We start from the raw sequence: 13,410 nt of genomic DNA, 5'->3' as shown, positions 1-13,410 counted from the left end.
CATTTTCCTTTTATTGTAATATATCTGACGGACTAGAGCAGTAACCCTGTGATTAAGCCTGAAAGAATATAGAATGACATTTAAGCACCTACATCAATTGGCTTTGGAAAATGGTGATGCCATTCATCTACTACATGAATGCATAGATTTTCTAAGAAAAAACAAAATCATACTGCCTGCTATCACTACACTTGAAAGAATAGTGTGGGAAGCAAGGGCAATGGCTGAAAAGAAGCTATTTAACACGGTTAGTCAATCCCTAACAAATGAACAAAAAGAAAAACTTGAAGATATTATTACCTTGCAGCATTCGTCAGAATCCAATAAAACGATATTGGATTGGTTAAAAGAACCACCGGGACATCCTTCACCCGAAACCTTTTTAAAAGTAATAGAACGACTCGAATACATACGAGGAATGGAATTAGAAACGGTGCAAATTAATCATTTGCACCGCAATCGCCTGTTACAGCTGTCTCGCTTGGGTTCAAGATATGAACCTTATGCATTCCGTGATTTTCAGGAAAATAAACGATATTCAATACTAACCGTCTATTTATTACATCTTAATCAAGATTTGACGGATAAAGCTTTTGAAATTCATGACAGACAAATACTTAGTCTCTTATCAAAAGGTCGTAAGGCTCAAGAGGAAATTCAGAAACTGAACGGTAAAAAGCTGAATGAGAAAGTTATACACTTTACGAACATCGGACAAGCTTTGATCAAAGCAAAACAGGAAAAATTAGACGTTTTTGAGGTTTTAGAATCCGTTATTGAATGGAATTCTTTTGTCTCTTCGGTCGAAGAAGCCCAGGAGCTTGCACGTCCTGCTGACTATGATTATTTAGACTTACTGCAAAAACGATTTTATTCACTAAGAAAATATACGCCAACGCTATTAAGGGTGTTGGAATTTCATTCTACAAAGGCAAATGAGCCACTTTTACAAGCTGTAGAGATTATCCGAGGAATGAACGAATCCGGAAAACGAAAAGTACCTGATGACTCACCTGTGGATTTTATTTCAAAACGTTGGAAAAAGCATTTATACGAGAATGATGGTACAACAATCAATCGTCATTACTATGAAATGGCTGTTTTAACAGAACTTCGGGAGCATGTTCGGGCAGGAGATGTTTCCATTGTTGGCAGCAGACAATATAGAGATTTTGAGGAATATTTGTTTTCCGAATTTACATGGAATCAAACGAAAGAGAATACGAGATTATCAGTTAGTTTATCATTCGAAGATTATATAACGGAGAGAACCAGCAGCCTTAATGAAAGGTTAAAGTGGTTAACTGCCAATTCCAACAAGTTAGATGGAGTTTCTCTTGATAAAGGAAAGCTGTCACTTGCACGCTTAGAAAAAGATGTACCAGAAGAAGCAAAAAAGTTTAGTGCAAGCCTTTATCAGATGCTACCAAGAATAAAATTAACCGATTTACTGATGGATATTGCTTATATAACAGGATTTCATGAGCAATTTACTCATGCTTCCAATAATCGAAAACCGGATAAAGAAGAAACGATTATTATTATGGCTGCCCTTTTAGGAATGGGAATGAATATAGGTGTAAGCAAGATGGCTGAAGCAACACCCGGACTTACATATAAGCAATTAGCCAATGTATCTCAATGGCGCATGTATGAAGATGCAATGAATAAAGCCCAAGCCGTATTAGTAAATTTTCATCACAAATTACAATTGTCTTCCTATTGGGGAGACGGTACAACATCCTCATCAGACGGTATGAGAATGCAGTTAGGTGTTCATCACTACATGCAGATGCAAACCCACATTATGGAACTGGAAAAGGAGCCACCATCTACCGTTTTACTAGTGATCAATTCTCTTCTTACTACACAAAGATTATTCATACTAATTCAAGGGATGCGATTCATGTTTTAGATGGTTTGTTGCACCATGAAACGGATTTAAACATAGAAGAGCATTATACAGACACAGCTGGTTACACAGATCAAATATTCGGACTGACTCATTTATTAGGATTTAAATTTGCCCCAAGAATAAGAGATTTAGCAGACTCAAAATTATTTACAATAGATAAAGCAAGTGAGTATCCAAAATTAGAAGCCATTTTACGTGGACAAATAAATACAAAGGTCATTAAAGAAAATTATGAGGATGTTTTGCGATTAGCTCACTCAATAAGAGAAGGAACAGTTTCAGCATCCCTTATTATGGGGAAACTAGGATCTTATTCAAGACAAAACAGCTTGGCTATAGCCTTACGTGAGATGGGTCGAATAGAAAAAACAATTTTTATTTTGAATTATATATCGGATGAATCATTAAGAAGAAAAATACAAAGGGGATTAAATAAAGGAGAAGCCATGAACGGATTAGCAAGAGCTATTTTCTTCGGAAAACAAGGTGAGCTTAGGGAACGGACTATACAACATCAATTGCAAAGAGCCAGTGCTTTAAACATCATTATCAATGCCATCAGTATCTGGAATACTTTACATCTAACAAAGGCAGTTGAATATCAAAAACGGTCAGGTAGTTTTAATGAAGAATTATTGCACCATATGTCACCTCTAGGTTGGGAACATATTAATTTACTTGGAGAATACCATTTTAATTCGGAGAAAATGGTCTCGTTAGATTCTTTAAGACCCTTGAAACTTTCTTAACGTTGTTAAAACTGGGGGAATAGTCGGGGAAATGGGCTTAGCGTTGTAAATCCGCATTTTCCTGACTGTACCCCATGCCCATCAACTTAAGAACGAAAACAAAATGAACTTTCGTTCAAACAAACTAAAAAACACGTAATGTACTTTTGGTATTGAAAAGTACACACACCAAATAAACTCTAACGAGTTTCATTTTAAAAATTATGCAGCTTTCTTTTGTTTTCCAAACCCATTATACTCATAGACAACACCCATAATATCAAAGATAGTTTTCTTCTCATATCGATGAGATTTCCGTCCATTCTTCTGTAGGAGGTCGAACAAACGGATTAAAATCTTTGTTAGATTTTGGGTGTTTCTCTGTATCGCTTGATATAACAGCGATACATGATCTTGAATCATCCCAATGGCTTTATATTCACTTAATTCTCTTTTGTTCTTTTGCAAAAGAAGTTTACGCATCTTAAACATCGTAGAAGAACAGATAAAGATGGCAATAAGTCTTCCATACACATGACATTCTAATCGCTCTTTTTTGATAGTTTGCCAATGATGAATTTGAAATAAGGATTTCCACGTTTTAAAAATAATTTCTATTTGCCAGCGAAGGGAGTAAAAGTCATGTATTTGTTCCATCGGAACAACTCCTTCAGGCGTATTTGAGACATATATGTTGATACCCGTTAATCGTTTACTCTTTTCTGAAAATGTAATACCCTTTTTACTTTCAGTGTAACTTTGTTTTTTTCTACGTTCCTGTATCTGTTTGTCTGTTAAACGATAGATAATTACACGTGTGAATAGTTTTTGATTCTTTCCAATGTAAGCTTCTTTTATTTCGTATGTTTGACCGGGTTTTAAATTGTTCATAATATGTTCTAAATCAACTTGGATATACTGTGATTGCTTTTTTACGGTTCCGTTTCGAAAGTATTCTGGAAACGGATTTTTTACATACACGGTATGGTTTAATTTTAATCTGGATATATAATAAGCACCTCGTTGATCCATTTGATCTAAGTCTTCTAATGAAAAATAACCTAAATCACGGATACATAAATCGCTTGGACGTAATGTGTCTAAGCATTCTGTTCCAAAGGTCTTATCATTATTTTTTCCTGGACCTATCTGAAAGTTTAGAAACTGTCCGCTATGTAAGTCATATTCTAATTGAATCTTGATACCCGCTGTTTGTGCACAACCACCTGATCCAGGATATACATGGGCTAAATGTTTTGGTACTTGGAAAATCGTCGCATCTAAAATACGAATTCGTTGAAAATACGTGAGCGCCGCGCTTGAAATGGCCGATGTTTCACAGATTTTACTTTTCCATAATGCCGAAAAAATATATTTCAAAAATTCAACCGCTTTTTTATCAAAGCGTTTATTGAGTCCTTCTGGACTCATAAGAGTGCCTGTGGCCGCATGTAATTGACTGCATAGTCGAACAAGCGAGTCACTCGCTGTACGTTGACTTACCCAAATACATATGGTAGCTAATTCATTTCCAGAAAACTTTCGTTTTCTTTTTACAAAACCCAATTCTTTTGCGAGTTCTTCCAAAAGAGAAGGGGTTAAATGACGATACAGTTCTTCAGAAAATAGTTGTAATTCATCTTGAATCGAAAGATTCATAAAAAATGTCACCCTTTCTAGCTAGCTTTTTAGAAAGAATAACGTTTTTTGTCACTTGGGGGTAGTGAAAATTCTTAAGTTGATGGGCATGTGACTGTACCCCAAATAAGAACAATTAAGCGATTGATGGGAATGAATAAATAAATCTTATTCAACCAAAGGGTGCTTTACTTGAGAAGGTCACTAGAAGAGTCAAATGATAACTATGAACTGCCCCAATTGCTAGGTTTTGTTTAACAATTGGGGCAGTTCATTTATAGCGCATAGGTAATCAGCTTTTTGTTAATCATGAGGTAGATATTTTTATCTAAAAACCCAACAATGGAAATATATTACAGCTCATGCCCCGTTTTTACACGTATCTCGGCTGAACCCCATCAACCTCTAAATTAATAACTACGCCAAAAGCTGATTTTCTTTAAGATAAGGAAATCAGCTTTTTCTTTGTAAAATATTTTTTAATACAGGAAAACCGGATTTTTATTTTCCATAAAATTTATTAACGTGGGTTTTATGTCATTTGGTTGGCGGGACCCCTTAGAGTAGGAAATTCGGCTCATTTTATGTCGAAATTTACTTAGCGTATATTTTCGTTAATTATCTTAACTAGTCGTTACGTATGACTTTACAGCATTCGATGCAAAGTTATCGGTTTTTTGTATGCAAATTTATGGATTAAGTCATACAATTACGCACTATTTTTAATGAATCGATATTTACTTGTTTCTTCAACTAAGTTCGTCCGAATCTTTTTCTACAAAATCACTAAAGTCATCTCCCCAATCACAGATGGCTGTTACAACATTCTCTAGTTGATGACCAATTTCACTAAGTTCATACTCAACCTTAGGAGGCACTACGGGGTATACACATCGAGTAATTATTTTATCGTCTTCTAATTCTCTTAATTGTCTAATCAACATACGTTGATTAACTTCAGGCAGCTTTTTTTGTATTTCACTTAATCTTAATGGCGAACGTTGTAACAAACACCATATAATTGCTATTTTCCAACGCCCTCCTATCACAGATAAAGCTAAATCTTTTCCAGTGAAAAATTCCTTGTCCTTATAATGAATAACCATAATTTTTGACCTTCCTCTCGCGAAAAAAATGTTTATAGTGACAAATTTGTCAGTATTGTAATTAAAATTATAAAGTGTAATCTTAGTGGTGTAAACAATAAAAAAAGAAAGTAGGGATTCAATTGAAAAGTAGAGCTGCTGTTGCATTTAAGCCAGGGGAGCCACTTCAAATCGTAGAAATCGATGTAGAAGAGCCAAAAGCAAAAGAGGTATTAGTAAAAATACTATATACTTCTGTCTGTCATACAGATGCTTTTACATTATCAGGTGACGACCCAGAAGGAGTATTTCCTGCTGTATTAGGCCATGAAGGTGCTGGTGTTGTCGTTTCAGTAGGTGATGAAGTTACTTCAGTAAAACCTGGGGATCATGTTATTCCACTATATACACCTGAATGTGGAGAATGTAAATTCTGTCGTTCTGGTAAAACAAACCTATGTAGTGCTGTACGAGAAACACAAGGTAAAGGTTTAATGCCTGATGGAACAACTCGCTTCTCTTATAATGGAGAGCCCCTTTATCATTACATGGGAACTAGTACATTCAGTGAATATACAGTTGTTAATGAGATTAACTTAGCGAAAATCGATGAAAACGCTCCGTTAGATAAAGTTGCTTTATTAGGATGTGGTGTGACTACAGGTATTGGTGCTGTACACAACACTGCAAAAGTTGAAGAAGGAGCTGTAACAGCTGTATTTGGTTTAGGAGCGATTGGATTAGCAGCTATTCAAGGATTGGTTCAAGCAAAAGCAAGCCGAATTATTGCAGTTGACCTGAATCCCCAAAAATGGGAACTCGCTAAAAAAATGGGAGCGACTGATTTTGTGAATCCTGCAGATTATGATCGCCCAATTCAAGAAGTTATAGTCGAAATGACAGATGGTGGCGTGGATTATAGCTTCGAATGTATTGGTAATGTTGAAGTAATGAAATCCGCTCTTGAAGCATGTCATAAAGGTTGGGGCGAAAGTATTATTATCGGAGTAGCTGGTGCTGGTAAAGAAATCCATACTCGTCCATTCCAATTAGTAACGGGCCGAGTATGGCGTGGATCAGCCTTTGGTGGAGTTAAAGGAAGATCTGAACTTCCAGAAATGGTCGAAGATTATATGCATGGTGATATTGATTTAGATTCATTTATTACTCATCATTTAGAATTTAAAGACATCAATGCGGCATTTGACTTATTACACAAAGGTGAATCCATTCGTACGATTTTAACTTACGGAGAGTGAGATAATGAGTCTTAAATGTATTGAACAACATCGTTCTTTCGAAGGAGAGCAACGTAAGTATAGCCATTATTCCGAAGTCTTGCAATGTGATATGAAATTTAGTATCTACTTACCATCAAATAAAGAAAAGAAAAAAATTCCACTTATATGGTGGTTATCTGGTTTAACTTGTACAGATGATAATTTTAGTCAAAAAAGTGGATTTCAACGTTTGGCTGAAAAACATCAAGTTGCAGTGATTATGCCAGATACTTCACCACGTGGAGAATACGTTTCTGATGTTGCAGCATGGGATCTTGGACAAGGGGCAGGTTTTTATTTAAATGCTACCCAGGATCCTTGGGCACAGCATTATAAAATGTATTCGTATATCGTAGATGAATTAACATCCATTGCTTCGACTATAGTACCTAATTTTTCAGGTGAAGAAAGCATAATGGGGCATTCAATGGGAGGACATGGGGCTTTAGTGATCGGTTTGAAAAATGCTAAGAGATTCAAAGCGGTTTCTGCTTTTTCTCCAATCTTAACTCCTAGTCAAGTACCATGGGGAATAAATGCTTTCACCTCTTATTTAGGTGAAGACAAAGATTCTTGGAAAGAATGGGATGCTTCAGAATTAATTAAAGAAGCTACTATTCCACCAATTCTTATTATGCAAGGTAGTCAAGACGAGTTTTATCCGAAACAATTGGAAGAACATATTTTCTTAGAGAACGCTCAAAAAAATAGTCAAATGGTAACTTATAAAAAAATGGAGGGCTATGATCATAGCTACTTCTTTATTTCCACTTTCTTAAATGAGCATTTCTCTTTCCATATGAAGTATTTAAGATGATTCTTATTTACAACAATACCCACTTCCAATGGCATATGAAGTATTTAAGTTTACAGCAAAATATAGTAACAAAAGTATCCGCATGTAGAGATGTGGGTGCTTTTGATTGTTATATTTTGTCATATTATATAGTTTGTAAAAACAAATAAATTGGGAGGAAGAGTTCATGTGGATTAAAAAAATGTTATTTAATTACCGTGTTAAACCATCCTTATTAAAATCTCGTTATGAGATTGAAAAGGAAAATCGACAAGTTGACTTATTTGAAAGTTCAACTGAAACGTCTAAACCGTTTTCGATAAGAGATACAAGATCATATATTCAGCCTAATACTAAAACATTAGAAGACATGATTAATTACTTAGCAGCTATTCGTGAAATCCCTTCTCTTTCCGTGGATAAGAATAAAATGCTTTGGCCATTAATATCCAAATGCTAAATTCAAAAAAATAATGGTTATAATTTTAGCTATTTCTATATCAAATATTTGAGTTGATGGGAGGTACAGTTTGTATGGAAATGAAAAAAATGTTAAACAATGACCGTATTAAACCATATTTATTAAAAGCACGTTTTGGAGTTGAAAAAGAAAGTCAACGAGTTGACCTATCAGGAAGTTTAGCTAAAACGGAACATCCCAAAAGTATTTCAGTAAGAGATGAACATCCTTATATTCAGCGAGATTTCTCTGAAACACAAATGGAATTAATCACACCAGTTACTGAGACACTAGGAGATTTATTTAATTATTTAGCAGCTATCCATGATGTTGCCTATCGTTCTATGGGAAATAACGAAATGCTTTGGCCATTAAGCATGCCACCACAGTTGCCCGAAAAAGAAGAAGATATTGTTATTGCGAAACTTAATAATCATGAAAATGTTTTATATCGTCGATATTTATCTAATTCTTATGGTCGACGAAAACAAATGATTAGTGGTATTCATTACAATTTTGAATTTAGCGATAATTTGATTCAGGCATTATTTGAATTACAATCAGAAATAAAAGATTATCATCAATTTAAAACAGAAATTTATCTGAAAGTCACAAGGAATTATTTACACTATCGATGGTTAATAACTTATTTCTTCGGTGCTTCTCCTAGTAGTGAAAAGAATTTCTTTGAAATAAATCCTTTAAATGACGCCGTAAGAAGCATTAGAAATAGTAAATATGGTTATAGTAATGAAAATGATGTTCAAGTATCCTATAGTAGTTTACAGAACTATATATCTGATCTTTCTTCGCTGGTAAGTAAAGGGGTTTTATTAGAAGAAAAAGAATTTTATGCATCTGTCCGTTTAAGGGGCGGTCCTCAAGTTTCAGATTTAAAAAATCATGGGATTCGTTATATTGAATTAAGAAACCTAGATTTAAATCCTTTTGAAACATATGGAATTAGCCATGAACAAGCAGAATTTCTACATCTTTTCCTCATCTATTTACTCTGGATTGATCAAGACGATAATAATGATGAATGGGTAAAAATCGGTGATTTTCAAAATAATTTAGTGGCTCTTGAACATCCGTTAGAACATACGCAATTTAAAACAGATGCTGAGCGTATTATTGATGAGATGGAACATTTAACAGGGCTGTTAGACATAACTGTTTCGAATACCTTATTTGTTAACTTGAGAGAAATGCTAACAGATCCAAGTAAGACTTTAGCTGGAAGACTTTATAAAGAGATTATAAAAAGTAGTCAAAGTCAGGTAGCTTCCCGTATTGCTAAAGAAAATTATAAAAAAGCATGGGATAAACCATATCAACTATCAGGATTTACTGACATGGAGTTGTCTACACAAATTTTAATGTTTGATGCTATTCAACAAGGATTACAAGTAGACGTTTTAGATCGACAAGATCAATTTTTAAAACTACAGTTAGGAAATCATGTTGAATATGTGAAAAATGGGAATATGACAAGTAAAGATAGTTATATATCACCATTAATTATGGAAAATAAAACAGTAACAAAGAAAATTCTTCAACAGCATGGATTTCGTGTACCAATAGGTGAGGAATTTAGTGATATAGAAAAAGCCTTACGTTCCTATGATATATTTGCAGGAAAGCCTTTTGTCGTTAAACCAAAAACAACAAATTATGGTTTAGGAATATCTATCTTTAAAGAAAACGGAGCAAGTTACGAAGACTATCAAAAAGCACTCACAATAGCATTTAAAGAGGACTCATCAGTATTAATAGAAGAATTTATTAATGGAACAGAATATCGATTTTTTGTGCTAGATGGCAAAGTTTCTGCCGTTTTATTACGAATTCCAGCCAATGTTATAGGAGACGGTTCACATACGATTGAAGAGTTAGTCGCTCAAAAGAACCTGAATTCATTAAGAGGAATGGACCATAGAACACCTTTAGAAAATATACAATTAGGTGAATTAGAGGTCCTAATGCTTAAAGCTCAAGGGTATCGAAAAGATTCTATTCCAACAAGTGATGAAATTGTTTTTCTGCGAGAAAATTCTAATGTCAGTACAGGTGGAGACTCAATTGATATGACAGATCAAATTCCCGATGATTATAAGAAAATTGCCGTAGATGCTGTGTCGGCACTTGGAGCAAATATTAGTGGTATTGATTTGATTATTGAAAATACAGAAGTTCCTGCAGCTAATAAAAATGCTTATGGAATTATTGAGGCAAACTTTAATCCATCGATGTATATGCATATATATCCGTATAAAGGCAAATCCAGACGTTTGACCATCTGTATATTACATTATTTATTCCCTGAACTACCAAAAAAATAATTTAGAAGTCTTCGAGATGTTAGAGGGATTAGTATAAAAATTGTAAATGATGTAACAAGAGGAGACATTACTTTTTAATTAATTGGGATCTCTCAGAGGTCCCAATTTAAATTATTATTTTAGAAACAGGCGTATGAGAAATGGGTTATTGGAATGCAAGTTTGAATAAGATAAAATAGGGGAATATCAGAGGGAAATTTAGAAAGGTATTTTGACTTATTTGGTCAATCAAGAGCAAGTCAAAAAGGGATACAGACGAGATATACATGTTATCTATACTTAGGAGTAAAAACCTTAATTTAATAAGAGTTTTACATTGAATACATGTAAACAATTTGTTTGACAACGATCCTTGCAACATCGAAGTCTACAACCGTTCGTTGCCCTCAAGGTAACGGACGCGCCTTAAGGAGCTCTTAAGAGACACGGTTTATCCAAGCAAGGTTATTCGATACCTTCTCATTGCACTACCTTGAATACATTAAATACATAATTTACTTAGTTAAGATATCAAGTAGTTAACGTAGCTTATCACTCAATTCTTCTTCTTAGAATACTTTAAATATTCCTGATTTTCATAGTAGATAATACACGTACCTTGGCTGTACTCCAACGTAATAGTTGATATAAAACTTACGTTAAGCAAATTTCCACGAAATTTTCACTATTTGATTCTTTAAAAAAAGTAGTAAACTAAGTAATCGGTTCCTTAACGTACAGGAATCAGTTTAAATGTGTCTAAATTTTGTCTAAATGTACAATTTTCTTTTTTGGGTATGGTGACCCCTTATTGCTCCACCAGGTATAGAAAATCCAGAGTGGGAACCTATTAGAAAGTTTATTTATAACGACAGTACATGCAAAAAGAAAAAATCATTTAAACATTTTTTACATTATCTTCACGCGAATGGGGCAGATTCTGACTATCTTAATCCACACTATTCACAACAATATATTCAAGGAGAAGAAGAGTTTGTAACCAATTATATATATTTAGAGAATTTCTCTAATGAAATCTCAAAAATAGAAAACAAATATAACTTACAGACTATCCCACTAGACACATTAACGAGATCATGGCATCATCAGGCGCCTAAGATGATTCATAAGGGAAACTACGCTGAAGCTGACATTACAGATCCATCTTTCCCTCGGCTGCCGACATATCAGAGCTTTTATGATACGGAGGCTATAAAATTAGTTACAGATATATTTAATGAAGATTTTGAAGCGTATCATTATCTTAAAATGGATATTTCTACAATATGAATCAGTTTCAGAGTACTTAAATAATAGTCTTATTTTTAATATGGAAAACACCGTGAACACTGTTATGGTGTTTTTTTGGGTTTAACACTATATTTTTAACTTTATATAATCCATATACCTTCAAGATAAGATGTATTTGTAAAATAATGTATGATTATGACCCATTTCTACAAGTATCTCGGCTGAACCCCTCTAGGTTTTTCTGTGCATCCTTTATATATTAAAGAGCCGATTTACTCTTAGCGGGGTAAATTCTGGCTCTTTTCTTATATATATTCTCTTAGCGTGGTTTTTTTCCGAAATGCTGGCGGTACCCCATGCCCATCAACTTAAGAACGAAAACAAAATGAACTTTCGTTCAAACAAACTAAAAAACACGTAATGTACTTTTGGTATTGAAAAGTACACACACCAAATAAACTCTAACGAGTTTCATTTTAAAAATTATGCAGCTTTCTTTTGTTTTCCAAACCCATTATACTCATAGACAACACCCATAATATCAAAGATAGTTTTCTTCTCATATCGATGAGATTTCCGTCCATTCTTCTGTAGGAGGTCGAACAAACGGATTAAAATCTTTGTTAGATTTTGGTCTCTGTATCGCTTGATATAACAGCGATACATGATCTTGAATCATCCCAATGGCTTTATATTCACTTAATTCTCTTTTGTTCTTTTGCAAAAGAAGTTTACGCATCTTAAACATCGTAGAAGAACAGATAAAGATGGCAATAAGTCTTCCATACACATGACATTCTAATCGCTCTTTTTTGATAGTTTGCCAATGATGAATTTGAAATAAGGATTTCCACGTTTTAAAAATAATTTCTATTTGCCAGCGAAGGGAGTAAAAGTCATGTATTTGTTCCATCGGAACAACTCCTTCAGGCGTATTTGAGACATATATGTTGATACCCGTTAATCGTTTACTCTTTTCTGAAAATGTAATACCCTTTTTACTTTCAGTGTAACTTTGTTTTTTTCTACGTTCCTGTATCTGTTTGTCTGTTAAACGATAGATAATTACACGTGTGAATAGTTTTTGATTCTTTCCAATGTAAGCTTCTTTTATTTCGTATGTTTGACCGGGTTTTAAATTGTTCATAATATGTTCTAAATCAACTTGGATATACTGTGATTGCTTTTTTACGGTTCCGTTTCGAAAGTATTCTGGAAACGGATTTTTTACATACACGGTATGGTTTAATTTTAATCTGGATATATAATAAGCACCTCGTTGATCCATTTGATCTAAGTCTTCTAATGAAAAATAACCTAAATCACGGATACATAAATCGCTTGGACGTAATGTGTCTAAGCATTCTGTTCCAAAGGTCTTATCATTATTTTTTCCTGGACCTATCTGAAAGTTTAGAAACTGTCCGCTATGTAAGTCATATTCTAATTGAATCTTGATACCCGCTGTTTGTGCACAACCACCTGATCCAGGATATACATGGGCTAAATGTTTTGGTACTTGGAAAATCGTCGCATCTAAAATACGAATTCGTTGAAAATACGTGAGCGCCGCGCTTGAAATGGCCGATGTTTCACAGATTTTACTTTTCCATAATGCCGAAAAAATATATTTCAAAAATTCAACCGCTTTTTTATCAAAGCGTTTATTGAGTCCTTCTGGACTCATAAGAGTGCCTGTAGCCGCATGTAATTGACTGCATAGTCGAACAAGCGAGTCACTCGCTGTACGTTGACTTACCCAAATACATATGGTAGCTAATTCATTTCCAGAAAACTTTCGTTTTCTTTTTACAAAACCTAATTCTTTTGCGAGTTCTTCCAAAAGAGAAGGGGTTAAATGACGATACAGTTCTTCAGAAAATAGTTGTAATTCATCTTGAATCGAAAGATTCATAAAAAATGTCACCCTTTCTAG

At 34.2% G+C, this 13,410-nt stretch carries 6 protein-coding genes and 3 pseudogenes; 6 read left to right on the top strand and 3 right to left on the bottom strand.

Features of this window, described 5'->3' with window-relative positions; all coding sequences use genetic code 11:
* Window positions 1-55: 55 nt before the first annotated feature.
* Window positions 56-2,664 (top strand): annotated as a pseudogene (locus LMD38_RS28125) (Tn3 family transposase); the annotation flags it as partial.
* A gap of 201 nt (window positions 2,665-2,865) precedes the next feature.
* Here LMD38_RS28125 and LMD38_RS28120 read toward each other — a convergent pair.
* Window positions 2,866-4,302, bottom strand: a complete 1,437-nt coding sequence (locus tag LMD38_RS28120; RefSeq protein WP_001053964.1) for an IS4 family transposase — start codon at window positions 4,300-4,302, stop codon at window positions 2,866-2,868.
* A gap of 728 nt (window positions 4,303-5,030) precedes the next feature.
* The gene (locus tag LMD38_RS28115) at window positions 5,031-5,387 is read right to left on the bottom strand and encodes a winged helix-turn-helix transcriptional regulator (RefSeq protein WP_000234699.1); all 357 of its coding nucleotides are present in this window, start codon (window positions 5,385-5,387) and stop codon (window positions 5,031-5,033) included.
* Between the two features lie 122 nt (window positions 5,388-5,509).
* Between LMD38_RS28115 and LMD38_RS28110 the strand changes: the two genes are divergently transcribed.
* The 5 genes and pseudogenes from LMD38_RS28110 to LMD38_RS28090 form a co-directional block, all read left to right on the top strand.
* On the top strand, window positions 5,510-6,625 hold the full coding sequence (locus LMD38_RS28110; protein WP_000842153.1) for an S-(hydroxymethyl)glutathione dehydrogenase/class III alcohol dehydrogenase: 1,116 nt from the start codon (window positions 5,510-5,512) through the stop codon (window positions 6,623-6,625).
* Between the two features lie 4 nt (window positions 6,626-6,629).
* On the top strand, window positions 6,630-7,463 hold the full coding sequence (gene fghA, locus LMD38_RS28105; protein ID WP_000053341.1) for an S-formylglutathione hydrolase: 834 nt from the start codon (window positions 6,630-6,632) through the stop codon (window positions 7,461-7,463).
* A 166-nt stretch (window positions 7,464-7,629) separates the two neighbouring features.
* Entirely contained in the window at window positions 7,630-7,902 is a 273-nt protein-coding gene (locus LMD38_RS28100) for a hypothetical protein (RefSeq protein WP_000264853.1), read from the top strand.
* Window positions 7,903-7,976: 74 nt separating this feature from the next.
* A complete protein-coding gene (gene gshAB, locus LMD38_RS28095; protein WP_000425291.1) occupies window positions 7,977-10,244 on the top strand; it encodes a bifunctional glutamate--cysteine ligase GshA/glutathione synthetase GshB in 2,268 nt (755 codons plus the stop codon).
* Between the two features lie 786 nt (window positions 10,245-11,030).
* Window positions 11,031-11,513 (top strand): annotated as a pseudogene (locus LMD38_RS28090) (sulfotransferase family 2 domain-containing protein); the annotation flags it as partial.
* Between the two features lie 444 nt (window positions 11,514-11,957).
* Here the strand turns inward: LMD38_RS28090 and LMD38_RS28085 are convergent.
* Window positions 11,958-13,389 (bottom strand): annotated as a pseudogene (locus LMD38_RS28085) (IS4 family transposase).
* Between the last annotated feature and the right edge of the window lie 21 nt (window positions 13,390-13,410).

This window comes from Bacillus pacificus (genome assembly GCF_020861345.1).
Taxonomy (GTDB): domain Bacteria; phylum Bacillota; class Bacilli; order Bacillales; family Bacillaceae_G; genus Bacillus_A; species Bacillus_A pacificus.
Note: the sequence above shows the minus strand (reverse complement) of the source record. Positions and strands in the feature narration are given on the sequence as shown.

What these genes read in the sequence shown, in the direction of transcription:
- LMD38_RS28115 (WP_000234699.1), bottom strand. Translation starts at nt 5,387, where the DNA reads ATGGTTATTCATTATAAGGACAAGGAATTTTTCACTGGAAAAGATTTA.
- gshAB (WP_000425291.1), top strand. Translation starts at nt 7,977, where the DNA reads ATGGAAATGAAAAAAATGTTAAACAATGACCGTATTAAACCATATTTA.
- LMD38_RS28100 (WP_000264853.1), top strand. Translation starts at nt 7,630, where the DNA reads ATGTGGATTAAAAAAATGTTATTTAATTACCGTGTTAAACCATCCTTA.
- fghA (WP_000053341.1), top strand. Translation starts at nt 6,630, where the DNA reads ATGAGTCTTAAATGTATTGAACAACATCGTTCTTTCGAAGGAGAGCAA.
- LMD38_RS28120 (WP_001053964.1), bottom strand. Translation starts at nt 4,302, where the DNA reads ATGAATCTTTCGATTCAAGATGAATTACAACTATTTTCTGAAGAACTG.